19 protein-coding genes, 1 tRNA gene and 1 pseudogene are annotated in these 22,923 nt (G+C 67.0%); 15 read left to right on the plus strand and 6 right to left on the minus strand.

All coding sequences use genetic code 11. From position 1 onward, the window contains the following. Positions 1-284 precede the first annotated feature (284 nt). From ACFWFP_RS25850 to ACFWFP_RS25860, 3 genes are all read right to left on the minus strand, one after another. On the minus strand, positions 285-1,187 hold the full coding sequence (locus tag ACFWFP_RS25850; protein ID WP_379299140.1) for a hypothetical protein: 903 nt from the start codon (positions 1,185-1,187) through the stop codon (positions 285-287). A 468-nt stretch (positions 1,188-1,655) separates the two neighbouring features. Further along, on the minus strand, positions 1,656-2,588 hold the full coding sequence (locus ACFWFP_RS25855; protein WP_379299142.1) for a tyrosine-type recombinase/integrase: 933 nt from the start codon (positions 2,586-2,588) through the stop codon (positions 1,656-1,658). Positions 2,589-2,686: 98 nt separating this feature from the next. Further along, positions 2,687-2,760 (minus strand) — tRNA-Arg (locus ACFWFP_RS25860). 136 nt (positions 2,761-2,896) lie between these two features. Between ACFWFP_RS25860 and ACFWFP_RS25865 the strand changes: the two genes are divergently transcribed. The 7 genes from ACFWFP_RS25865 to ACFWFP_RS25895 all read left to right on the plus strand — a co-directional run bounded on the left by ACFWFP_RS25865 (position 2,897) and on the right by ACFWFP_RS25895 (position 14,643). Beyond that, positions 2,897-4,945 carry a cytochrome c oxidase assembly protein gene (locus ACFWFP_RS25865; RefSeq protein ID WP_379299143.1) on the plus strand — a complete coding sequence of 683 codons (2,049 nt, stop codon included), beginning with the start codon at positions 2,897-2,899 and terminating at the stop codon, positions 4,943-4,945. Then, a complete protein-coding gene (locus tag ACFWFP_RS25870) occupies positions 4,942-5,919 on the plus strand; it encodes a serine/threonine dehydratase (protein WP_379299145.1) in 978 nt (325 codons plus the stop codon). Before ACFWFP_RS25865 ends, ACFWFP_RS25870 begins: the two co-directional genes overlap by 4 nt. A 144-nt stretch (positions 5,920-6,063) precedes the next feature. Beyond that, positions 6,064-6,630, plus strand: a complete 567-nt coding sequence (locus tag ACFWFP_RS25875) for a single-stranded DNA-binding protein (RefSeq protein WP_379299147.1) — start codon at positions 6,064-6,066, stop codon at positions 6,628-6,630. 69 nt (positions 6,631-6,699) lie between these two features. Further along, complete coding sequence (gene ettA / locus ACFWFP_RS25880) at positions 6,700-8,376, plus strand: energy-dependent translational throttle protein EttA (protein ID WP_379299149.1); 1,677 nt, start codon at positions 6,700-6,702, stop codon at positions 8,374-8,376. A 233-nt stretch (positions 8,377-8,609) separates the two neighbouring features. Beyond that, on the plus strand, positions 8,610-13,496 hold the full coding sequence (locus ACFWFP_RS25885) for an NAD-glutamate dehydrogenase (protein ID WP_379299151.1): 4,887 nt from the start codon (positions 8,610-8,612) through the stop codon (positions 13,494-13,496). Further along, positions 13,493-13,963 (plus strand): acyl-CoA thioesterase, encoded by a 471-nt coding sequence (locus ACFWFP_RS25890; RefSeq protein WP_379299153.1) that lies wholly within the window; start codon positions 13,493-13,495, stop codon positions 13,961-13,963. Before ACFWFP_RS25885 ends, ACFWFP_RS25890 begins: the two co-directional genes overlap by 4 nt. Next, entirely contained in the window at positions 13,951-14,643 is a 693-nt protein-coding gene (locus ACFWFP_RS25895; protein ID WP_379299155.1) for a hypothetical protein, read from the plus strand. The genes ACFWFP_RS25890 and ACFWFP_RS25895 overlap by 13 nt, the downstream gene beginning before the upstream one ends. 19 nt (positions 14,644-14,662) lie before the next feature. Here ACFWFP_RS25895 and ACFWFP_RS25900 read toward each other — a convergent pair whose 3' ends face one another. Both ACFWFP_RS25900 and ACFWFP_RS25905 read right to left on the minus strand, forming a co-directional pair. Further along, on the minus strand, positions 14,663-14,983 hold the full coding sequence (locus ACFWFP_RS25900; RefSeq protein ID WP_379299157.1) for an AzlD domain-containing protein: 321 nt from the start codon (positions 14,981-14,983) through the stop codon (positions 14,663-14,665). Then, a complete protein-coding gene (locus ACFWFP_RS25905) occupies positions 14,980-15,672 on the minus strand; it encodes an AzlC family ABC transporter permease (protein ID WP_379299159.1) in 693 nt (230 codons plus the stop codon). The genes ACFWFP_RS25900 and ACFWFP_RS25905 overlap by 4 nt, the downstream gene beginning before the upstream one ends. A gap of 67 nt (positions 15,673-15,739) precedes the next feature. Between ACFWFP_RS25905 and ACFWFP_RS25910 the strand changes: the two genes are divergently transcribed. Further along, on the plus strand, positions 15,740-16,309 hold the full coding sequence (locus ACFWFP_RS25910; RefSeq protein ID WP_101464034.1) for a helix-turn-helix domain-containing protein: 570 nt from the start codon (positions 15,740-15,742) through the stop codon (positions 16,307-16,309). A gap of 70 nt (positions 16,310-16,379) precedes the next feature. On the opposite strand, the gene ACFWFP_RS25915 is transcribed toward ACFWFP_RS25910, so the two are convergent. Continuing rightward, positions 16,380-17,093 (minus strand): HNH endonuclease, encoded by a 714-nt coding sequence (locus ACFWFP_RS25915; RefSeq protein WP_379299161.1) that lies wholly within the window; start codon positions 17,091-17,093, stop codon positions 16,380-16,382. A gap of 164 nt (positions 17,094-17,257) precedes the next feature. Between ACFWFP_RS25915 and ACFWFP_RS25920 the strand changes: the two genes are divergently transcribed. From ACFWFP_RS25920 to ACFWFP_RS25950, 7 genes and pseudogenes are all read left to right on the plus strand, one after another. Then, positions 17,258-17,668 (plus strand): globin, encoded by a 411-nt coding sequence (locus ACFWFP_RS25920; protein ID WP_101464033.1) that lies wholly within the window; start codon positions 17,258-17,260, stop codon positions 17,666-17,668. 201 nt (positions 17,669-17,869) lie between these two features. Continuing rightward, entirely contained in the window at positions 17,870-19,471 is a 1,602-nt protein-coding gene (locus ACFWFP_RS25925; protein ID WP_379299163.1) for an alpha-amylase family glycosyl hydrolase, read from the plus strand. Between the two features lie 74 nt (positions 19,472-19,545). Next, positions 19,546-19,824, plus strand: a complete 279-nt coding sequence (locus ACFWFP_RS25930) for a hypothetical protein (protein WP_194829561.1) — start codon at positions 19,546-19,548, stop codon at positions 19,822-19,824. Further along, on the plus strand, positions 19,811-20,275 hold the full coding sequence (locus tag ACFWFP_RS25935; protein ID WP_379299165.1) for a DUF5130 domain-containing protein: 465 nt from the start codon (positions 19,811-19,813) through the stop codon (positions 20,273-20,275). The genes ACFWFP_RS25930 and ACFWFP_RS25935 overlap by 14 nt, the downstream gene beginning before the upstream one ends. Before the next feature lie 514 nt (positions 20,276-20,789). Continuing rightward, positions 20,790-21,191, plus strand: a pseudogene (locus tag ACFWFP_RS25940) (alpha/beta fold hydrolase); the annotation flags it as partial. After that, complete coding sequence (locus ACFWFP_RS25945) at positions 21,136-21,537, plus strand: alpha/beta fold hydrolase (protein WP_379299167.1); 402 nt, start codon at positions 21,136-21,138, stop codon at positions 21,535-21,537. The pseudogene ACFWFP_RS25940 and the gene ACFWFP_RS25945, both read left to right, overlap by 56 nt. A 133-nt stretch (positions 21,538-21,670) precedes the next feature. Further along, positions 21,671-22,849: an alpha/beta hydrolase family protein gene (locus ACFWFP_RS25950; protein ID WP_379299169.1), complete on the plus strand. Its 1,179-nt coding sequence runs from the start codon at positions 21,671-21,673 to the stop codon at positions 22,847-22,849. Positions 22,850-22,923 lie beyond the last annotated feature (74 nt).

The following is a 22,923-nucleotide window of genomic DNA, read 5'->3' on the forward strand; positions in this document are numbered from 1 at the left end:
CCGCCACGCACACAGGGATCAGGTCACGGCAAATCTAGCGAGGCAAGCGTGGCGGATCAGGTCCTGCCACGAGGACACCTGTCCACGACGCAAAAGCCCTAATCGGGATAGGTATTGACGGCATACACCCAGGGGAACAAACGTTCGATTATCCACCCGGTCACCTGGCCATTAACGTCGGGGTCGGGGTCGGGGTCGGCGCCTGTGACTGACCACCGCATCTGTCACTTGGTCACACCAGCTGTCACCACGGCTACCAGCCGAAATTGATCTAGGTACTCGCCTCAGCGCCCATAGGTCAGGGTCGGGCGCGGTGTCGGATAGGTCGGTGTCGGGCGCCGAAGGGGCGTAATCGTTCTAGCCGGGCAGTGATCGGGTCTGACTATCTGGGAACACTCGTCTCTAGGGATCAGCGGCTTCGTGCGTTCTTCGGTAAAACTGGTGGCCGCACTCACCAGAAATAGACCTAGCGTGACAACCGCCAGCGCGGCGGTGCCGTAGACGATCAGGCCAGCCCATGCGCGCGCTTGTATAATAAGAAGTTTTGACTTTCGGAGTTCAGCATCTGGTGCGTGAATTTTTCTCAGCCAGTCACCGATTGCCTGATCGAAGACCCCGAATGCGCGTTCGCCGACGCGGGTGGGGTAGGCGAGGAATTTACTGACCCCACTGGCCACTGCCTCTGGTGCATTCGATTGCCTGGTGGTTTGCCACGAAAGAAAAATAAATCTTGTCAGCGGTCCTACTGCTATCACCCCCGTGAAGAACAGCCAGTAGACAGTGCGTCCGGTTGCATCGCCCGCAGTGGCTGCTCCTTGCAGTATGAGGCCTAACAGAGATGAAAAAGTTACCCACACGAACACCATGGACTGGCTGAACGCTTGATTGCGGATAAGGTGTTTTGCCTCACGGAGCAGCACCTTGCGGGCAGCGCTCAGGGTCTGGCCTACAAAGTCGCCTTTTTTCAGGTACGGCAGAAGCTGATCTAAGGGCTCTACAATCGTGTTGCCATTAGGGACGGCTCTTCTTATCCAGCTAGCGTTGTCGTCGGCAGACGCGGCTACCAGCGCTCGCAGAATGCCCACTTCCAGTGGGGATTTCGGCAACTGCGCATCACCAGTTGCGAGGGTCCTGCGGTATGAGTTCGCCAAGGAAACAACTTCCGCCTGACTAACCAAAATAATCACCCACCCAGTCCGGCTCCCGACATGTACACCAGATCTTATGCCTGCTGAGACGGCCCTGCGTAACGATTAGGCCCCCTTACCTCCTCATTTGCGGTATCCGACCCACGCCGACTCCGACGTCTGCCCGATCGCATCTTCCGCCCACGCGCTGCAAACGAACAGCTGGTGACAAAACGAAAAGGCGGTATCGATGTCGCGATCAGCGTGTGTCAACGGCCCTGAGGTCGGGCTCCGCCGCGAACGACAGATTAGTTGGTCAGTCCTATAGCGCCGCGCATACACAGTCGGCCTAGCGGGTCATACTGAGGGGCGGTGCCGTGCATCCGGAAGTTCTCCCCTGGGCTCCAGGTAGTGCAAATTATATGGTTCACCGAGGGTTTGAACACCGCTAAACTATTGGCGCAGTGCTCAAGAGTGAGCTGGGTCTTCCGTCGTCGTCACAGCGCACAAGCTGTTTGACCTTGCAATTCAGAGCTGGTCGCCCAGGCGAGCGCGGCGGTGGGCGTCACGGGCGCGTTCGTCAGCTACTGATGCCCCGTAGCGGCTGATCATCTGACGTGACCTCCAGCCGGCGAGCATCATCAGGTCCTGTTCCTGGCCCCCATTCGCGAGCCAGTTGTGCGCGAAGAAGTGGCGAAGCTGGTGAGGGTGGATATGGTCGATGCCCGCGGCTTCGGCACGCCGCTCGATCATCTGCTGGATGCCCGAGGCGGTCATGCGACCAGACCTTCCAAGCCACAGCGCGGGATTGTCGTTCACGGCGAACGTGTGCTTGGACCGGACGCGTAGGTATCGGCGTAGGGCAGTGCGTGTCTTGTCGCCGAACGGCAGGGTGCGCGGACGACGTCCTTTGCCGAGGACCATCACGGTGTTCTCGGTGAAGTCGAGGGCATCGAGATCGAGGTTCGCGACCTCACCGATGCGAGGGCCGGCGTCGACCATCAGCCGAATGATCGCCGAGTCGCGTCGGTCATCGAAGCTCGCGCCGTCGCAATCGGCGAGCATCTGGCGCAGCGCGGCGAGGGGTGGGACCGGGATCTTTTTCTCCGGAACGGTGGGTGGTGACATCTTCGCGAACGGGTCCGCCTCGAGAAGTTCCTCGCGAACGAGGTACTTGCAGAACTGCTGCAAACTGCGGTACTGCCGATGTGCGAACTCCGGCGTCACCGGCTTTTGTGTGCGCTGGTTCAGGCGATTCAGTGTGTGCTCGATGTACGCGCCGAGCGTTTGGCGGGTCAGGGATTCGAGGGTCGGAGGAAGATTCTCGCTGGTCAGGTACTTGCGGAAGTACTTGACGTCCCTGGAATAGGTGTCGATCGTGCCTTTCGACTTGTTCTGCTGCCGCAGCTCGCTCGTGAAGTCTTCGAGCAGCTCGTCGATGTCGTCCAGATCCTGCCCCATGCAGGAAGTCTACCTGCAAAGTTCCTAGCTGTTGGAGCGTTGTGCCGAGAATGAAGAAGGCTCCTGACCGGCAATCTGTGCAGGTCAGGAGCCATTTGCGCCCCCGGCAGGAATCGAACCTGCGACCTAGGGATTAGAAGGCCCTTGCTCTATCCAACTGAGCTACGGAGGCAGTCGCATCCACCTTGGCCGAAGTCGGCCGTGCTGTCCAGCTCGAAAAGTATAGCGACCGACCGGATCATCGGGCGCAGGCTCGGGGGAGCGCCCCATCGGGGCGTCGCCGGGCACGCCGAACTACCCTCGTTGTCATGTCGTTATCGCAGGACCCCAGCGCTGGACCTGCCGTCGACGGCGGACCACCGGCGGATTCGGGTCCGGCGGCGCCGTTCGGTGTGCTCAGCGTCGTGGCCGGGTGTATCGCCGCGGTTGTCGCGGCCATGGTGGTCGGATTGTCGGCGGCGCACGCGCTCAGTTTGCTCGGTATACCCGATCCGGGGGCGTTGACAACATATGGTTTGCCCGCGTTGCGCGCGGTGGCCGATCTGGCCGCGGCGATGACCGTCGGCTCGCTGTTGTTCGCGGCGTTCCTGCTGCCTCCGCGTGACGGTGGTCTGCTCGAGGTGGGCGGCTACCGCGCGGTGCGCCGGGCTTCCGACGCCGCGCTGGTGTGGGCCGCGAGCGCGGCGCTGTTGGTGCCGTTGACGGTGTCGGATACGACCGGTCAGCCGGTGAGTGCTATCTGGCGACCCGAAGTGCTGTGGCCGGTGATCACGCAGGTCGAGGTGGCGGGCGCTTGGCGGACGACGGTGTTGTTCGCGCTGATCGTGGCGATCGGCTGCCGGTGCGCGCTGCGCTGGGGCTGGACGCCGGTGCTGCTGGCAGGCGCCTTGGTGACGATGATGCCGCTGGCACTGACCGGGCACTCGTCCTCCGGCGGCTCCCACGACGTGGCGACCAACTCGCTGATCCTGCACATGGTGTCGGCGTCGGTCTGGGTCGGCGGGCTGATCGCGGTGCTGGCGCACGCGATGCGCGGGGGCGCGAACACCGATATCGCCGCCCGCCGGTTCTCGGTGGCCGCGACCATCTCGATCGTGGTGATCGGCCTCAGCGGCGTCGTCAACGCCTGGGTGCGGGTGCCCGTCTCGGACCTGTTCACCACCACGTACGGCAGGCTGGTGCTCGCGAAAGCGGCCGCGCTGCTGGTGCTCGGCGCCATCGGCTACCTGCAGCGACGGGCCGCGTTGCCCGCGCTGGCCGCCGACTCGCGCGACCGCGGCGCGCTCATCCGTTTCGCGGGTGTGGAGATGCTGATCTTCGCGGCGACCATCGGTCTGGCGGTGGGCCTCGGCCGCACCCCGCCGCCGCCGCCGACCGCGGTGCCGACGCCGGTCGAGGTGGAGCTGGGCTACACCCTCGCGGGCCCGCCGACCGTGACTCGCCTGCTGTTCGACTGGCGTTTCGACCTGATCTTCGGAACCCTGGCGATCGTGCTCGCCGCGCTCTACCTGCTCGGCGTCTACCGGCTGCGCAAGCGCGGCGATGCCTGGCCGCTCGGGCGAACCATCGCCTGGTGCAGTGGCTGCCTGGTGCTGTTGCTGGCCACGTCGTCGGGGGTCGGGCGCTACGCACCGGCGATGTTCAGCGTGCACATGGGCGCGCATATGGCGTTGTCGATGCTGGCGCCGATCCTGCTCGCCCTCGGCGGCGCGGTGACCCTGGCCTTGCGTGCGCTCCCGCCCGCGGGGCGCGGTGGTGTGCCGGGCCCGCGCGAGTGGATTCTGGCGGCCGTGCACAACCCGGTCTCGCGGTTCCTCACCCAGCCCGTGGTGGCGTCGCTGATCTTCGTCGCCGGGTTCTACGCGCTGTACCTGGGCGGCATCTTCGACGCCTCTGTCGACTCCCACGCCGCCCACCTGATGATGAACACGCACTTCCTGCTCAGCGGCTACCTGTTCTACTGGGTGGTGATCGGCATCGATCCCAAACCGCGCGAGGTCGCGCCGCTGACCAAGCTCGCGATGGTGTTCGGCACGCTGCCGTTCCACGCGTTCTTCGGTATCGCGCTGATGAGCATGACCACGGTGCTCGGCGACTGGTTCTATCGCACCCTCGACCTCGGCTGGAACATCGACCTGCTCGCCGACCAGCGCAACGGCGGCAGTTTCGCCTGGGCCAGCGGTGAGGTGCCGCTGGTGGTGGTGATGCTCGCCCTGCTGATCCAGTGGTCACGCAGCGACACCAAGCTGGCCAAGCGCACCGACCGGGCCGCCGATCGCGACAACGACGCCGACCTGACCGCCTACAACGCGATGTACGCCGAGCTGGCGCGGCGTGACGGCGAGGTCCGCCGGTGAGCGGATTCGGTGTGCCGTCGAGCGAATCGACCGAGCGGGCCGAACCGGAGCGGGTGCTGCGCACCGATGTACGGGCGGCACGGCGGCGGCTGGCCGGGCGGGTGCGCAAGACACCGGTGTTCCACACGAGCGTGGACGGGCCGGACGGGCCGGTGCCGGTGTCACTGAAAATGGAGTTCCTGCAGCACGGCGGCACATTCACGGTGCGTGGAGCGCTCAACGCCCTGCTGTCCGCCGACAGTGGCGCCGACCATGTGGTTGTCGCCTCGGCGGGCAACGCGGGCATCGCGGTCGCGCTGGCCGCGGCGCAGCTCGGCAAGGAATGCACGATCGTCGTGCCGGAATCCGCGCCGCACACCAAGGTGGCCGCGATGTGGGCGCACGGCGCCGAAGTGCTGTGGCACGGAACGACGTACGCCGAGGCGCAACGCCGGGCGCTCACCCTGGCCGCCGAGCGCGGGGCCGACCATCTGCATGCCTACGACATGCCCGCTGTGGTGGCGGGCGCCGGTGTCATCGGGCTCGAGCTGGAGGAACAGGTGCGCGGCAGGCCGCCGGTGCTGGCCGCGGTCGGCGGCGGTGGGCTGATCGCGGGCCTCGGGGCGGCGCTGGGCAAGCGCAGGGAGATCGTCGGCATCGAATCCGAGCACATACCGGTGCTCTCGGCGGCACTCGCGGCGGGCGCGCCGGTCGATATCGACGTGCCGGCGCGCGCCACCGAACTGCTGTGCGCGACCAGGGTCGGCGATATCGCCTTCGGCATCGCCCAGCGTCACCAGATGCCGGCGGTCGCGGTGGCCGACGACGCGGTCGCCGCCGCGCGCGAGTACCTCTGGCGCGAGTTCCGTGTGGTGGTCGAGCTCGAAGGTGCCGCCGCGCTGGCCGCCGTGCAGAGCGGTGCGTACACCCCGGAGCCCGGCGTACGGCCGATCGTGGTCCTGTGCGGAGCGAACACCGAGCTTCCTGTGCTCTGACACCGACCTTGTTCTGACACCGGAGTTGTCCACAACCGCCCGATTCATCCACAGATTCGCTCCGTGCCTCCCGCACCCCCGTTCGCCAGGTCATTCTTGGGTGGTCAGAGCGACAACGGTGGATTCGAGCGGGGGGCGAGCACGATGTACGAGGCACACGCGACGGTGATCGGGACCGTCATCACCCATCCGGTGCGGCGCGATCTCAGCAACGGCGAGCAGATGCTGACGTTCCGGATGGCGAGCAATTCGCGGCGATTCGACGTCAAAACGGGGGAGTGGACCGACAACGGCACGTTGTATCTCACGGTCTCGTGCTGGCGCAGGTTGGTGGCAGGGGTGGATCGATCGTTGCACCGCGGCGATCCGGTGATCGCCTACGGACAACTCCGCTCGCATGAGTACCGCGGCAAGGACGGAACCGAGCGGCGGGATCTGGAGATGCGCGCGGTAGCGGTCGGGCCCGATCTGGCGCGATGCCACGCGAGCGTTGTCCGCCGGTCCGAGGGCCTGCGATCGTTGCCGCATGCGGCGGTGCGGAATATTTCCGACGCCCGCAGCGCTGCGCTACCGAAGGCCGACGACGCTGCCACCGGGTATGCGTCGACCGAAGCTGTTGCCGTAGCCTGTACGACCGTGGCGGATGCTGTCCCCGCGCGATCGCCGGACGTGGTGTCGAGCACCAACGGTGCCGAGCAGGTCGACGCATGAGGGTCGTTTCCGCGGCACTCGACCCTTCCGTATCCCGTCCCCGTTTCTCCCACCGATAGGCTTCCGCGTATGGCTGAGTTCATTTATCAGATGATCAAGGTTCGCAAAGCACACGGCGACAAAGTCATCCTCGACGACGTGTACTTGAACTTCCTTCCCGGCGCCAAGATCGGTGTGGTGGGTCCCAACGGCGCGGGTAAATCCAGCGTGCTGAAGATCATGGCGGGACTGGACCGGCCCAACAACGGTGAGGCGTTCCTCGGCGCGGGCGCCACGGTCGGCATCCTCCAGCAGGAGCCGCCGCTCAACGAGGAGAAGACCGTCCGCGGCAACGTGGAGGAGGGCCTCGGCGAGGTCAAGGTCAAGCTGGATCGGTTCAACGAGATCGCTGAACTGATGGCCACCGACTACTCCGATGAGCTCATGGACGAAATGGGCAAACTCCAGGAGTTCCTCGACCACGCCGATGCCTGGGATGTCGACTCCCAGCTCGAGCAGGCCATGGACGCACTGCGTTGCCCGCCGCCGGACGAGCCGGTCACCAACCTCTCCGGTGGTGAGCGCCGCCGCGTCGCGCTGTGCAAGCTGCTGCTGAGCAAGCCCGATCTGCTGCTGCTCGACGAACCGACCAACCACCTCGACGCCGAGAGTGTGCTCTGGCTCGAGAAGCACCTCGCCGATTACCCGGGCGCTGTGCTGGCCGTCACCCACGACCGGTACTTCCTCGACAATGTCGCCGAGTGGATCCTCGAGCTCGACCGTGGCCGCGCCTACCCCTACGAGGGCAACTACTCCACCTACCTGGAGAAGAAGGCGCAGCGTCTCGAGGTCCAGGGCAAGAAGGACCAGAAGCTGCAGAAGCGACTCAAGGACGAACTGGCGTGGGTGCGGTCCGGCGCCAAGGCTCGTCAGGCCAAGAACAAGGCTCGCCTGGGTCGCTACGAGGAGATGGCGGCCGAGGCCGAGAAGCACCGCAAGTTGGACTTCGAGGAGATCCAGATCCCCGCGGGTCCGCGCCTGGGCGACATCGTGGTCAACGTGTCGCACCTGGACAAGGGCTTCGGCGACCGTCAGCTCATCAAGGATCTGTCGTTCACGTTGCCGCGCAACGGCATCGTCGGCGTCATCGGACCCAACGGTGTGGGTAAGACCACGTTGTTCAAGACCATCGTCGGTCTCGAATCGCCTGACAGCGGTGAGGTGAAGGTCGGCGAGACGGTCAAGCTGAGCTATGTCGACCAGAACCGCGGAGGCATCGACCCGAAGAAGAACGTCTGGCAGGTCGTCTCCGAAGGTCTGGACTTCATCCAGGTCGGCAGCCAGGAGATGCCCTCGCGCGCCTACGTCAGCGCATTCGGGTTCAAGGGCCCGGATCAGCAGAAGCCGGCCGGTGTGCTCTCCGGCGGTGAGCGCAACCGCCTGAACCTGGCGCTGACCCTCAAAGAGGGTGGCAACCTGATCCTGCTCGACGAACCGACCAACGACCTCGACGTCGAAACTCTCAGTTCGCTCGAGAACGCGCTCGATCAGTTCCCCGGCTGCGCCGTGGTGATCTCCCACGACCGGTGGTTCCTCGATCGCACCTGCACCCACATCCTGGCGTGGGAGGGCGACAACGACAACGATGCCAAGTGGTACTGGTTCGAGGGCAACTTCGAGGCCTACGAGGCGAACAAGATCGAGCGTCTCGGCGCCGAAGCCGCTCGCCCGCACCGTGTTACGCACCGCAAGCTGACGCGCGACTGAGACGCGCGGCCCGCGTGACGGCCCGGTGGAACGATCTGTGAACGGTCGCTTCGCCGGGCCGTCGGCGTTGTGCCGAACGGTGCCCCCTGGCGTTCACCCAGCATTCCGCAAGTTACCGGCGCGGCAAGCCCGAATTCCCTCAGCGTGTTCGAGTACCCGGAGCTAGTCTCGAAAATGCGTCACCTGCGTTGCGAAATCGAAGCGAACCACAATCCATGGGAGTGGGCAAAACGATGACGGTCTCGTCGGAAATCTCCAGCGCGGCGTGGGCCGCGGGAATGCCGCAGAGCTTGCGCGGCGATCTCGCGACTCTCGAGGAGGCGTATTTCCGACACGTCGATGCCGGTGACGTGGACTTCCCGATTCCCGGAATCACCCAGATCTTCCGGCACCACATGGAATTGGCCGCCGTTCGGATGCCGGGCAAGGCCAGCGTGCGGGTGCACCATCCCGACGACGGGACCGGGATGGGCGCCGCGGTTCAGGTCGTCACCGACGACATGCCCCTGCTGGTGGAGTCGATCACCGCGGCGCTGGGCCGGATGCAGGTGAGCGTCTCCGAGGTGATCCACCCGATCTTCGAGGTCATCCGCGACGAGAAGGGCCACCTCACCGGCGCCGCGGCACACGAGGTGGACGGCCACGGCGCGACCGGGCTCACCGAATCGTGGATGCACCTGCAGCTGCACCCGTCGACCAGCCGGGCCCAGCTCGATCTCATCGAACACACCATGCCCGAGGTGATCGACGACGTCCGCCAGGTGATCGACGACACCGAGGCCATGGCCGCGGTGCAGAGCTCACTCGCCGACGCGCTCGACCGGTCTGCGGCCCGGGGCTCCACGCCGTTCCCCGGCGTCGATGTGGCCGATTGTGCCCAGCTGCTGCGGTGGCTGGCCGCGGGCAATTTCACCCTGCTGGGTTATGCCCGCTACCGACGCGGCGTCGAGGACGGCCACACGGTGTCGACCGTGGTGCCCGGTGCGAGCCTGGGGGTCCTCCGCCCCGATGTCGGTACCGATTTCAAAGTGCCCATCAACGGTGAAGACCGCCCGTTGCTGCTGCTCACCCAGGGCCTGGTGCGCGCGACTGTGCACCGCTCGGTGTACCCGTACTTCGTCGGTGTCGCCGATGTCGACGACACGGGCGCCGAGGTGGGTGTGCACCTGTTCATCGGAGTGTTCACCGTCAGCGCGGTGCACGAGAACGTACTCGACATCCCGGTGATCAATCGCCGGGTGCGGACCGCGATCGAAGGCGCCGGGTTCGACAAGGATTCCTTCTCCGGGCAGGCGATGCTCGAGGTGATCGAGTCGTTCCCGCGCACCGAACTGTTCTCGGCCGATACCGAGACCATGCGCCGCACCGCCGTCGCGGTGCTCGGCGTCGGCCTGCGCAGGCAGGTTCGGCTCTTCCTGCGTAGCGACGGCTACGGCCGCTTCGTGGCCTGCATGGTGTACCTGCCGCGCGATCGCTACACCACCGCGGTACGCCTGGAGATGCAGGAGATCCTGGTCGCCGAACTCGGTGGCGTGGATATCGACTACTCGGCGCGGGTGAGCGAAGGTGAGCTCGCCAGTGTGTATTTCACGGTGATGATGCCCGCCGAGGCAACCGGCGCGGCAGGCCCCGACACCTCCGAGGACAACCGGCTGCGTCTGCAGGGCCTGCTCAACGCGGCCAGTCACACCTGGGACGACCGGATCGGCGACGCGGTCGCCTCCTCCACCGTGCTCGATCCCGCGCTGGTCAAACGGTATTCGGAGGCACTGCCCGAAAGCTACAAAGAGGACTTCGCGCCCGCCCGCGCGCTGGCCGACATCGTGCGCCTCGAGCGACTCACCGAAGGCGGCATCGGGCAGCACCTCTACCGCAGGCCCGAAGCGGCGCCCGGTTCGTGGCGCTTCAGCCTCTACATCGCCGGTTGCGGTGTCTCGCTGAGCCAGGTGCTTCCGGTGTTGCAGAGCCTGGGTGTCGAGGTGGTCGATGAACGGCCCTACCAGCTCGAGTACGAAGGCGGCGCCGAACGCTGGATCTACGATTTCGGCTTGCAGGCCCGCCCGGAGCTGCTGCGCAACGCACTGGGCGGCGATCTCGACGCCGCACTGCTCGAATCCCCCGGCGATCTCGACGCCCTGCGTACCCGGTTCACCGACGCCTTCGAGGCGGTCTGGTACGACCGGGCTGAAGCCGACGGTCTCAACGAACTCGTGCTGCGCGCCGGCCTGCCGTGGCGGGCGGTCGCGATCCTGCGCGCGTACGCGAAATATCTCCAGCAGGCCGGATTCCCGTACTCCCAGGTGAATATCGCCCGCGTGTTGCTGGCTCATCCGGAGGTCGCGCGCGATTTCGTCGACCTGTTCGCCGCCCGCTTCGATCCGGCCACCGTCTCCGTCGAGGCGGCCGTCGAGCTCGAGACGCGGGTGCGGGCCGGGATCGACGAGGTGGTCAGCATGGACGCCGACCGCATCCTGCGCGCCATCCTCGGTCTGATCAAGGCCACGCTGCGCACCAACAACTATGTTCTCGACGCCGAAGGTCGCCCGCGTGACTACCTGGCGCTGAAGGTCGAGCCGCGCGAGATCGCCGAATTGCCCAAGCCGCGACCGCAATTCGAGATCTTCGTGTACTCACCGCGAGTCGAGGGTGTGCATCTGCGGTTCGGCTCGGTGGCGCGCGGTGGCCTGCGCTGGTCGGACCGCCTCGAGGATTTCCGCACCGAGATCCTCGGTCTGGTGAAGGCGCAGGCAGTGAAGAACGCGGTGATCGTGCCGGTCGGCGCCAAGGGCGGTTTCGTGGTGAAGCGACCGCCCGCCGCGATCGGTGACCCGGTGGTCGACCGCCAGGCGAGTATCGCCGAGGGCGTTGCCTGCTATCGCACCTTCATCTCCGGGCTGCTCGACGTCACCGACAATGTCGACCTGGCCACCGGCGCGGTGCTGCCGCCGGATCGGGTGGTCCGCCGCGACGGCGACGACACCTACCTGGTGGTCGCTGCCGACAAGGGCACCGCCAGCTTCTCCGATATCGCCAACGATGTGGCCACGCGCTACGGCTTCTGGCTCGGCGACGCCTTCGCCTCCGGCGGCTCGGCAGGGTACGACCACAAGGCGATGGGCATCACCGCCAAGGGTGCGTGGGAAGCGGTCAAGCGCCATTTCCGGGAGATGGACATCGACACCCAGAGCCACGAATTCACGGTTGTCGGCGTCGGCGACATGAGTGGTGACGTGTTCGGCAACGGCATGCTGCTCTCGCCGCACATCCGGCTGGTCGCCGCGTTCGACCACCGGCACATCTTCCTCGACCCGAACCCCGACGCCGCCAGTTCGTTCGCCGAACGTGAGCGGTTGTTCGCGCTGCCGCGATCCTCGTGGGCCGACTACGACCGGAGCCTGATCAGCGAGGGCGGCGGGGTCTTCGAACGGACCGTGAAGTCGGTGCCGATCTCGCCGCAGGCGAGGACGGCGCTCGGCCTGCCCGACTCGGTGCAGAAGCTCTCGCCGCCGGAGCTCGTGCGCGCGATCCTGCTCGCGCCGGTGCAGTTGCTGTGGAACGGCGGCATCGGCACCTACGTGAAGGCGAGCACCGAATCCAATGCCGAGGTGGGTGACAAGTCCAACGACGCGGTGCGCGTCAACGGAAACCAATTGCGGGTCAAGGTGATCGGCGAAGGCGGCAACCTGGGCGCCACCGCGCTCGGCCGGATCGAGTTCTGCCGTGCGGGCGGCAAGATGAACACCGACGCGCTCGACAACTCCGCGGGCGTCGACTGCTCCGACCACGAGGTCAATATCAAGGTCCTGCTCGACGGCGTGGTCAGCGCGGGGGGTCTCGCGCCCGCCGACCGCAATCCGCTGCTGGCCTCGATGACCGACGAGGTCGCACGAATGGTGTTGCAGGACAACGTCGATCAGAACACCCTGATCGGTATCGCCCGCACCGACGCGCGCCAGATGCTCAATGTGCACGGCCGTGTGATCGCCGACCTCGAACAGCGACGTGGCCTCGACCGCGAGCTCGAAGCGCTGCCCTCGACCGCCGAGCTGGCTCGCCGTGGCGAGGAGGGCGCCGGGCTCGCCTCACCCGAACTGGCCAACCTGCTCGCGCACGTGAAGCTCGGGCTCAAGGCCGACCTGCTCGACACCGATCTGCCCGACAGCGCCTATTTCGCGAGGAAGCTGCCCCTGTACTTCCCGACGCCACTGCGGGAACAGTTCGGTGCCGCCATCAAGAAGCACCGGCTGCGCCGCGAGATCGTCACCACGATGATCGTCAACGAGGTCGTCGACTACGGCGGTATCACCTACGCCCACCGCCTCAACGAAGAGGTCGGCGCCACCACCAGCGATACGGTGCGCGCGTTCGCCGCGGCCACCGAGATCTTCCAGCTCCATGACGTGTGGTCGCGCATCCGCAGCGCCGACGCCTCCGCCGGGGTCTGTGACCTGCTCGAATTGGAATCCAAGCGGACGCTGGACCGGGCATCGCGCTGGTTGCTGAGCAACCGGCCGCAGCCGATCGCGGTCGGCGCCGAGATCAACCGCTATCACCGCCGGGTGCAGGAGCTGGCGCCGCAGGTGCCGGGCTGGTTGCGCGGGCACCACGTCACCTCCCTCACCCAGGGCGCCGCCGAGCTGATCGCCCGCGGCGCGCCGACCGACCTGGCCACCGAGGTATTCGGGCTGCTCGGGCTGTTCCCGCTGCTCGACATCGTCGACATCGCCGACATCACTGATCGCGACGGCGCCGAGGTGGGCGCCCTGTATTACGCGCTCAACGATCATCTCAAGATCGACTGGCTGCTCGAGGCGGTGAGCCATCTCGAACGCGGCGATCGCTGGCACGCGCTGGCCAGGCTCGCCCTGCGCGACGACATGTACGGTTCGTTGCGCTCGCTCACCCTCGATGTGTTGTCCGCGGGTGACCCGGAGGAAACTCCCGACGAGAAAATTGCATACTGGGAGTCGAAGAACCAGTCCCGGCTGGGTCGTGCGCGCGCGGCCCTGTCGGAGCTGTTCGAGTCCGGGACCCACGACCTCGCCACACTGTCGGTTGCCGCGCGACAGGTGCGGAGCATGGTGAGCGGGGTGGGCGCCCAATCGGAGGTACCACGGTGACGAGTTCGCCGAACGGCAACACCGGCACGCCGGCACCGGAGCTGGTGTTGCCGCAGCGTTTTCACGCGAAGGTCGAGATCCGCTGGTCGGATATGGACGTGTTCCAGCATGTCAACCACGCTCGGATGGTGACCCTGCTGGAAGAGGCGCGGATTCCGTGGCTGTTCGACGACGACAAGCCGACGGCGTCGATGGGGCGGCAGGGTTGTGTGCTGGTCGACCTGCATGTGAAGTACCGCGGGCAGTTGCGCCACGAGGACACGCCGCTCGACATCGCCATGTGGGTCGAGCAATTGCGCGCGGTCGATTTCACCATCGGCTACGAGGTGCGGGCCAGCGGCGCGGCCCCCGATTCGCCGCCCGCGGTCATCGCGACCACCCAGCTCGCCGCGTTCGACATCGATACCCAGCGGCTGCGCAGGCTCAGCGAGTCCGAACGCGACTATCTGGCCCTGTGGCGGGCCTGAAGGCCGTGAGCTCCTCCGAACAACGGGTGCTCCACACGCCCGACCCGGCCGAACGCGAAAACCTGGCCACCTTCCTCGGCCGTGCCCTCCGTCTGGACCCGGCTGCGGTCGTCCGGTTGCGGCGGCGCGGTTCCAGTCTCGTGTCCGCCTGGGTGGCAACGGGGTTCGAGACCCTCGCGGTGCGCACGATCACCGCGGAACTCGGCGTCGACGATGTCACGGTCGGTGCGGACATGGTTCTGGCCGGTCTGGGCACCGGTCACCCGGTCGATCTCGGCTATTCGATGGACTCGGCCTGGCGTGGCGCGCTGCCGCCGACGGACGGGTTCACCCATGTCGACGATGTTCCCGCCCGGGCTCTGGTCGAACTGGCCGAACGCGGTGCCGATGTCGCACGGGAGCACGGTGGAGCTCATGGGCCGCCTGCGTCGTTGCTCGACCAGTCGGTGCTGACTGTGACCGGTGCGGGCGATCTCGAGGTGCAGGTGCCCATGCGGGTGGTGTTCGCGCTGACCGCGATGGACTTCATTCCGCACGCGGGGGAGAAGGCGGAGTCGCGGCGGATTCAGCCGTCGGAGCTGGTCAGGGTTCGCGCGACGCGGACCTGGATGCGGTTGGATGCGCGGTACGGGTCGGTGGCTCGTCGACTGGGTGGTGCGATTCCGTTGTCGCCCAGCTGAACTGGGTCGACAGCTGGGGTCAGTGCACGCCGACGAGACGTAGCAGTGCGGTTGTTGCGGCCGCTGCCAGCACGGTGACCAGCAGCGGGGCGCGTCGCCACGCGAGGACACCGCCCACGCCGACGCCGGCGGGCAACGCGATGCCGAGATGGCCGGAACCGGTGGGCAAGGTCGCCGTCGCGACAAGCGCCGCGAGCAGGATCAGGGCGCCGGTATCGAGCAGGTGAATTGCTTTGGGGGAGAGCCGCATTCGATGACGCAGCGCGGGCCCGGTCCAGCGCAGCGCGTAGGTTCCCACCGCGAGCGCCAGCATGGCGGGCAACAAGTACGGGGCATTCACGCGGACACCGTTTCGGCGACCGGCGCGGGCGGACGGAAGGCGAACACGAGACCGCCCAGGGCGATCAGGACCGGCAGACCGGCCGGGACGAACGGTGCCACGGCAACGGCCGATGCCGCGCCGACCAGCACTGGTCGCACTGTCGCCCGATCGCGCAGGGCGGGCAGGATCAGCGCCAGCAGGATCACCGGGAACACCGCGTCCAAGCCGAGCGCCGAGGTGTCGGGCACGAGCGAACCCAGCGCCGCGCCGAGGGTGGCGCCCAGTGGCCAGCACAGTGCGACGCCGATACCGCAGGCCCAGTACGCGGCGCGTTTGCGCTCCTGATCGCCGGGTGCCGTGGCGAAGGCGACCGATTCGTCGTTGAGGACATGGATGCCGAGCACCCGCTTCCAGCCGCGCCCGAACACCTCGGGTGCCGACAATCCGTACGGCAGATGGCGCGCGTTGAGCAGCAGCCCGGCGACCACCGCCGCCAGCGGGCTACCGCCGGCCGCGACGATCCCGAAGAACAGCAACTCCGAGCCGCCTGCCAGCACCGTCACCGCCATCACGATCGGCATCCACATCGGAAACCCGGCCGCGATCGTCGACGCGCCGTAGGACACACCGAACAGGCCGACGGCACAGCACGCCGCGGCTACGGCAGCCACGGTTCTCCGGTCGAGTGTTCGCCAAATCGAACGCATGTTGTTTATATTGAACGCACGGGGTGGGTAAAGTCAACGCGGTATCGCCAGCCCCCAGGAGGCGTAGATGGACCGGCAGGACCCTGTCGTCGGACCGCCCCAGGCGGTGATCGCCGCGGCGCTGCGTCGTGAACGCGCCCGCGCGGGTCTCTCGCTCACCGAGGTCGCCCATCGGGCGGGCGTCGCGAAATCCACACTGTCGCAACTGGAATCGGGCACCGGCAATCCCAGCCTGGAAACCCTGTGGGCGCTGTGCGTCGCCCTCGAAATGCCGTTCTCGCGGCTGCTCGACCCGCCACGGGCCAATGTTCAGGTGATCCGCGCCGACGAGGGCGCGCCGGTCCCCTCGGCCGATGCCGACTACCGGGTGACATTGCTCGCAGCGGGCCAGTCGCATACCCGCTGTGATGTGTATCGCATCGCGGCCGAACCCGGCCACACCCGTCGCTCGGATCCGCACAGCCCCGGCGTCGTCGAGCATGTCGTCCTGGCGGCGGGCCGTGCCATGGCGGGCCCGGCGGACGAGCCCGTGGAGATGCGCCCCGGCGACTACATCCGCTACCTGGGCGATCTCCCGCACATCTTCGAAGCTCTCGAGCCGGGAACGTGGGCGACGATGGTCATCGAGAGCGCCTGAGTCGATCGAGCGCGGTGCCGGGCACGGCTGCGGCCGTGCGCGGCTGTCGAACGCTGCGCGGCTGTGCCTATCAGGCGGCTCCTTCGCCGAGGTACTGCAACCAGATCGGATCCAGATCGGCGGTGGTGGACAGCAGCCGCCAGTGCGGGCCCTTGGGCGAGACCAGTGGGTGGCGCAGGTGCCAGCCCAGGTCGGCCAGCATCTTGTCGGCCTTGCGGTGATTGCAGGGGGCGCAGCTGGCGACGCAGTTCTCCCACGAGTGCTCGCCGCCGCGGCTGCGGGGGATCACGTGGTCGATGGTCTCGGCCTTGCCGCCGCAGTATCCGCATCGGTAGTGGTCGCGATGCATGAGCGCGGCGCGGGTCATCGGCACGCGGGCGCGGTAGGGCACCCGCACATAGGTGCGCAGGCGGATGACGGACGGAATCGCTACTTGGGACCCCGCGGAATGCAGGACCGGTCCTTCGGGATCGTCGTGGACGGCGTCTGCTTTGGCGCAGATCAGCAGCACGACAGCGCGACGCGCGGACAGGGCGGTGAGCGGCTCGTAGGTGGCGTTGAGGAGGAGGACCCGGCGTTTGCGCCATGCGGCGGCGTCGTGGTCTCCGGCGAGATGCAGCGGCGCGGGGAGATGCGGCAGGTCGTGAAGACCGTGTGCGCCCGGATGGTGATCGGACAAGATATGCAGCGGAACAGCCCCCGAGCCACGATTGTGGACGTCGGCGGGCTGGAGTTGTCGGTGCGTGCGCGCCTCGTGTGAACGGGCGCTCGGTCGCTGCTTCATCTCGTTGACCTCAATTTCATGATTGGCAGGATCATGTGGTATCTGGGGCCGATACTGCCCCCAGTTGACCATGGTTCCGCCGGTATTGCACGGCTATTTTTCAAACTTCCGGATGAACTGTGGTTGAAGGGCGGCGCGTTCGTGACCGTGGTGATCGGGGCACAATGGAGCGCGTGACTTCCGGTGAGCAGACAACGACCTCCTTCTACGAAGCCGTGGGCGGCGCGGAGACGTTTCGCCGTCTGGTGTCGGTGTTCTATCGCGAGGTCGCGGCCGACGAGATCCTGCGTCCGCTGTACCCGGAGGAAGACCTCGGCCCGGCCGAGCGCCGGTTCCGGATGTTCCTCGAACAGTACTGGGGCGGGCCGCGCACCTACTCCGACGAGCGTGGGCACCCGCGCCTGCGCATGCGCCACAATCCGTTCGTCATCGGGCCGCTCGAGCGCGACGCCTGGATGCGGTGCATGCGGATCGCGGTCGGGGAGATCGAACCGTCGATCCTGGACGACGAACACCGCAAAGCCCTGCTGGACTACTTCCAGATGGCAGCGGCCTCCCTGCAGAACGCTCCGTAGCGGAATCAGAGCCCGCTCACCGGAGCCTGCGGGTGCCCGCTGTTCGCTGATGACTGGCGCATAGCGGGCCGGTTTCGCGTCGATGTCGCCCTTTACCACGATGTTTCGCTGTGGCGTGGCGAACGCTGGTGATTTGCCGGATTCGCAGAAAGTCTCGCCCCGCAATGAATATTACGGGCGATCTTTGGCAATATTGCGGGTGTGACACAGACACCTGCCTCGCCGGTGCCGGGGGAAGCAAGCACCGCTCCGTGGTGGAAAACCGCCGTGTTCTATCAGGTCTATCCGCGTTCGTTCGCCGACTCCGATGGTGACGGGGTCGGCGACCTGGGCGGTGTCCGCGAGAAGATGGGGTACCTGGAGCTATTGGGCGTCGACGCGCTGTGGATCTGTCCGGTGATGCGGTCACCACAGGCCGACGGTGGCTACGACGTGTCCGATCCGCGCGATATCGACCCGCTCTTCGGCGGGCTGGCGGCACTGGACGAGTTGATCGCCGAGGCGCACGACCGCGAGATCAAGGTGACGATGGATCTGGTGCCCAACCACACCAGCATCGAACACGCGTGGTTCGCCGAGGCGCTGGAGGCTGCGCAAGGCAGCCCCGAACGCGCTCGCTACATCTTCCGGGACGGCCGCGGCGAGAACGGGGAGGAGCCACCCAACAACTGGCCGAGCATTTTCGGCGGCCCCGCCTGGACCAGGATCACCGAACCCGACGGCACTGCGGGGCAGTGGTACCTGCACATCTTCGCGCCCGAGCAACCCGACCTGAACTGGGACAACCCCGAGGTCGCCGACGATTTCGAGAAGACCCTGCGCTTCTGGCTCGACCGTGGCGTCGACGGTTTCCGCCTCGATGTCGCCCACGGGATGGCCAAGCCGGAGGGCCTGCCCGACATGGACCGGGTCGAGACCAAGATGCTTGTCCACGACGACGACGATCCCCGCTTCAACAACCCGGGTGTGCATGCCATCCACCGCCGTATCCGCACGGTGCTCGACGACTACCCGCACGCGGTATCGATCGGCGAGGTGTGGGTCGACGACAACGTCCGTTTCGGCGAGTACGTCCGGCCCGACGAGTTGCATCTGGCGTTCAACTTCCGTCTCGCCGAGACCCCCTTCACCGCGCAGGGTGTTCATGACGCGATCACGCACTCCCTCGACGCGGTCGCCGACGCGGGCGCCCCACCCACCTGGACACTGTCCAATCACGACATCGAACGTGAGGTGACGCGATACGGCGGCGGCAAGACCGGCGTCGCGCGGGCGCGGGCGATGGTGATGGTCGAACTCGCCCTGCCCGGTGCGGTGTTCATCTACAACGGCGCCGAACTGGCCCTGCCCAATGTCGACGACCTGCCCGACGATGTCTTGCAGGATCCGGTGTGGGAGCGCACGGGTCACCAGGAGCGCGGCCGTGACGGGTGCCGGGTCCCGATGCCGTGGGAGGGACCGGCCACGCCGTTCGGTTTCACCGCGGGCAAGCCGTGGTTGCCGATCCCCGCCGATTGGGCCGACCGCACCGTCGAAGCGCAATTGGAGACCCTGCACTCGACGCTGTCGCTGTACCGCCTGGCGATCGATCTGCGCGCCACCCGGCCGGAGTTCGCGGGCCAGCGGATCGAGTGGTACGGCAGTCCCGACGGCTGCCTCGCGTTCCGTCGTCCGGGCGGCCTGATCTGCGTACTCAACGCCTCCGAGGGCCCGATCCAGCTGCCGCCGGGGGAGGTGCTGCTGTCGAGCGCGCCGGTCGCCGACGACCGATTGCCACCGAACGCGGCGGCCTGGTTGGTGTAGCCGCACCGGACACGCGGTACGGGAACTGCCAGCCGGAGGAGGAACTACTACACAGCATCGTCTACCGTTGGTGCGTGAGCATTCTCGAGACAGTGCTGATCTTCGTCGGCATCCCGGCCGCGATCTACTTCGCGATCGCGGGTTTGTCCTATCTCGGTAAGCCATTCCCCGGTGAGAAGCCGGCCCACTTCGCACTCGGGCAGAAGTGGACCCACCGGCCGGTGCTGTGGAGTGCTACCGATGAGGTGACCGCCGCGGCGGGGCACCACACCGCCGAGCCGCATGGCAGTCATGCGGCTCTCGAAACCGCGCATGCGGAGCTGATCGGAGGCCGGGCAAGTGGCAAGTTCTAATTGGCCCGCGGTGGTCGAGGCCGACCTGCCGCACGGGTTCGCCCTCACCAGCAGCGGCCGCGTGTCCGGCGTGCACGAGCCCGGCACCGTGTTCGACGAGGTGCCGTTCACCGATCGTGAGCGCATCTCCCTCGACAACGCGCTCACCGAGGCGACCCGCGCCACCAAGGTCCGCTTCAACATCTACCTCGGCGACCTCGGCTCCGATCCGGCGGCCGGTGCCGACGCGATCCTGCCGAACACCCCGGAGTCGGCCGATTCGGTGCTCATCGCCGTATCCCCGAACCAGGGCGCGATCGAGATCCGTTCCGGCGCGAACGTGGCCGAGCGCGCCAACGACCGCATCTGCCAGCTCGGCGTCACCGCCGCCCTGGCCTCCTTCCGTCAGGGCAACCTGATCGACGGCCTGATCTCGGCCTCCCGCGTGATGGCCGCCGCGATCGGCCGCTAGTTCGTTCTCCACCGTCCGGCGCGTTCACCTCCTGGTGAGCGCGCCGTTCGTGTTTCGCGGCGGGCGCGTTTCCGCGGCGCCGGCTCGCCGCTGAATCCGAGACCACCCGGCCGCGAAGCGATTTCGCGCGCCGATGATTTTCGCGACTGAGGAATACGATCACTGGCCGTCGTGTTCTAACCGTTGAAATTGATTTAACGAGTTAGGGAGTGACGGACGTGCGGCGTGAGCATCTTGCGTGGGCGCGGGCAGGCTCGTGGCGCTGGCCGCGCTGGCCGCGCTGGCCGCGCTGGCGGCGGGGGTGGCCTCGGCGGCGCGTGGCCACGGTTGTGCACGCCCTCGCCGGAGATCCCGGGCTCGGCGCGAGTATCACCCACACAGAAAGAGATCCAGGATGAACCAGGTAAGCCACCACACCGTCGAGATCCAGGGCCGATCGGTCTTCTACCGCGAAGCAGGCGACTCGGACAAGCCGACTCTGCTTCTGCTGCACGGCTTCCCGTCCAGCTCGGCCATGTTCCGCAACCTGATCCCCGCATTGGCCGACGACTACCACGTGATCGCGCCCGATCACCTCGGCTTCGGCCAGTCGGCCATGCCGCCGGTCGACGAATTCGACTACAGCTTCGACGCACTCACCGAGATCACCCTGGAACTGCTCGATACCCTCGGCATCGACCGATTCGCGCTCTATATCCAGGATTACGGCGCCCCCATCGGCCTGCGCATAGCCTCGCGCCGTCCCGGGCGGGTCACCGCGATCATCACCCAGAGCGGCAACGCTTACCTCGAGGGCTTCACCCCGTTCTGGGAGGTGCTGTTCGCGCACGCGAACGACCGCGTGACCCAACGAGCCCGCAGTGCGCAAGCTGCTCGAGCTCGACGCGACGAAATGGCAGTACACACACGGTGTTCCGGCCGACCGGCTCGCGCTGGTCAGCCCGGATGCGTGGTCCCTCGATCAGGCCTACCTCGACCGTCCCGGCAACAAGGAGATCCAGCTGCAGCTGTTCTTCGACTACAAGAACAACCTCGACGGCTATCCGGCCTTCCAGAAGTATTTCGCCGAGCACCGGCCGCCGACGCTCATCGCCTGGGGTGCCCACGACGAGATCTTCGGCGCCGACGGTGCGCGCGCATATCTGCGTGACCTGCCCGACGCCGAACTCCACCTGCTCGACGCAGGCCATTTCGCGCTGGAGACGCACGGGCCCGAGATCGCCGCGCTGATCCGTGACTTCCTCGGCCGGGTGCTGGGCTGAGACCGGTGGACGGCTGGGCGTCGTAGGGTGCCCAGCCGTCCGGGTGGCATCGAGTAACCTGGTCGGCGGTTTATCGGCCACGTCATGGGCCGTCGGGTGTATCGGGGGAAACTTGCACGCACGTATTGCTCGGGTGATCGCAGCGGGTTGCCTGGCGCTGTCCGCGCCGGCCTGTGCCCAGGACAGCAGGCCCGCCGAATTCGCCGCGGCCGCACCGCTTTCCGCGTTCTACAACCCCAGCGCGGAATCGATTCCGGGACAACGTGGTTCGGTGATCCGCGCGCAGCCGCTCACCGGTGCGCAGGCCGTGCCCGGCGCCCGCAACTATCTGACGCTGTACCGGTCGCTGGACGCGCAGGAGAAGCCCGTCGCGGTGTCGGGGACGCTCGCGGTGCCCGAAGGCGTCGCGCCGGCGGGTGGTTGGCCGCTCATCTCCTGGGGGCCGGGCAGCACCGGGGTCGCCGATGTCTGCGCGGCCTCACGCTCCGAGGGCTCCTCCCCGAGCCGGGACGAACAGGCACGCTGGGTGGCCAAGGGGTACGCGGTCGCCAGGACCGATTACCAGGGCTTGGGGACACCGGGCGGTCACGGGTACATGATCGGCGAGACCGAACAACGCGCGATGGCCGATATCGCCACCGCGGCACGGGAAATCGACAAGACGGTCGGCTCGCGCTGGGTGGCGATGGGGCATTCGCAAGGCGGCCACGCGGCCCTGTTCGCCGCTGTCGACGCCGCGGGGTGGACGCCGAACACACCCCTGCTCGGCGCCATAGCGCTGGCGCCCGCCTCACATCTGGGCGAACAGGTGCGGATGGCGAAGTGGGCGGCGTCGAATCCGCTGGGCAAGCTCGGTACGGGCGACGTGTCGGTGTACCTGCCGCTGTTGGTCCGTGGCGCCCAGACGGTGACCGATGTGGACCCCGCCCGATTCCTCACCGGCCGTGCGCAGTCGCTGCTGCCGGTGGCCGACTCCGAGTGCACCGGCGGGCTGCGCGACAAGAGCAAGTGGGGCGGCCTGTCGGCGAAGGACGTGTTCACCGCCGACGGCGACGTCTCCGGGCTGCTGCGAATCCTCGACGACAACGACCCGAGCGGCCTGCGATTCACCGTCCCGGTGCTCGTCCTCCAGGGCCGTTCCGACCTCACCGTCCCGTTGCAGGCGACGGACGCGATGGTCGCCGAACAGCAGGGCCGGGGCGAGTCGGTCGACTACCGCAAATACGACAGCGTCGACCACAGCGAGATCGTCGCCGCGTCCTTCGCCGACGCGCTCGGCTGGGCAGACACCCGCTTCGGCATCACCCGCTGAGTCGTTGGAGCGCTGGCGCGCTCGAGCGGGGGCCCTTCGGGCCCCTGATCTTCCCTCCCTCCGGGTACTCCTTC

The organism is Nocardia sp. NPDC060249 (assembly GCF_042728755.1).
Lineage (GTDB): Bacteria > Actinomycetota > Actinomycetes > Mycobacteriales > Mycobacteriaceae > Nocardia.

Bases quoted from the DNA above. Each gene is read 5' to 3' on its own strand.
- ACFWFP_RS25915 (WP_379299161.1), bottom strand. From the start codon at position 17,093: ATGAAGCAGCGACCGAGCGCCCGTTCACACGAGGCGCGCACGCACCGA.
- ACFWFP_RS25920 (WP_101464033.1), top strand. From the start codon at position 17,258: ATGGAGCGCGTGACTTCCGGTGAGCAGACAACGACCTCCTTCTACGAA.
- ACFWFP_RS25855 (WP_379299142.1), bottom strand. From the start codon at position 2,588: ATGGGGCAGGATCTGGACGACATCGACGAGCTGCTCGAAGACTTCACG.
- ACFWFP_RS25865 (WP_379299143.1), top strand. From the start codon at position 2,897: ATGTCGTTATCGCAGGACCCCAGCGCTGGACCTGCCGTCGACGGCGGA.
- ACFWFP_RS25905 (WP_379299159.1), bottom strand. From the start codon at position 15,672: ATGCGTTCGATTTGGCGAACACTCGACCGGAGAACCGTGGCTGCCGTA.
- ACFWFP_RS25910 (WP_101464034.1), top strand. From the start codon at position 15,740: ATGGACCGGCAGGACCCTGTCGTCGGACCGCCCCAGGCGGTGATCGCC.
- ACFWFP_RS25885 (WP_379299151.1), top strand. From the start codon at position 8,610: ATGACGGTCTCGTCGGAAATCTCCAGCGCGGCGTGGGCCGCGGGAATG.
- ACFWFP_RS25875 (WP_379299147.1), top strand. From the start codon at position 6,064: ATGTACGAGGCACACGCGACGGTGATCGGGACCGTCATCACCCATCCG.
- ettA (WP_379299149.1), top strand. From the start codon at position 6,700: ATGGCTGAGTTCATTTATCAGATGATCAAGGTTCGCAAAGCACACGGC.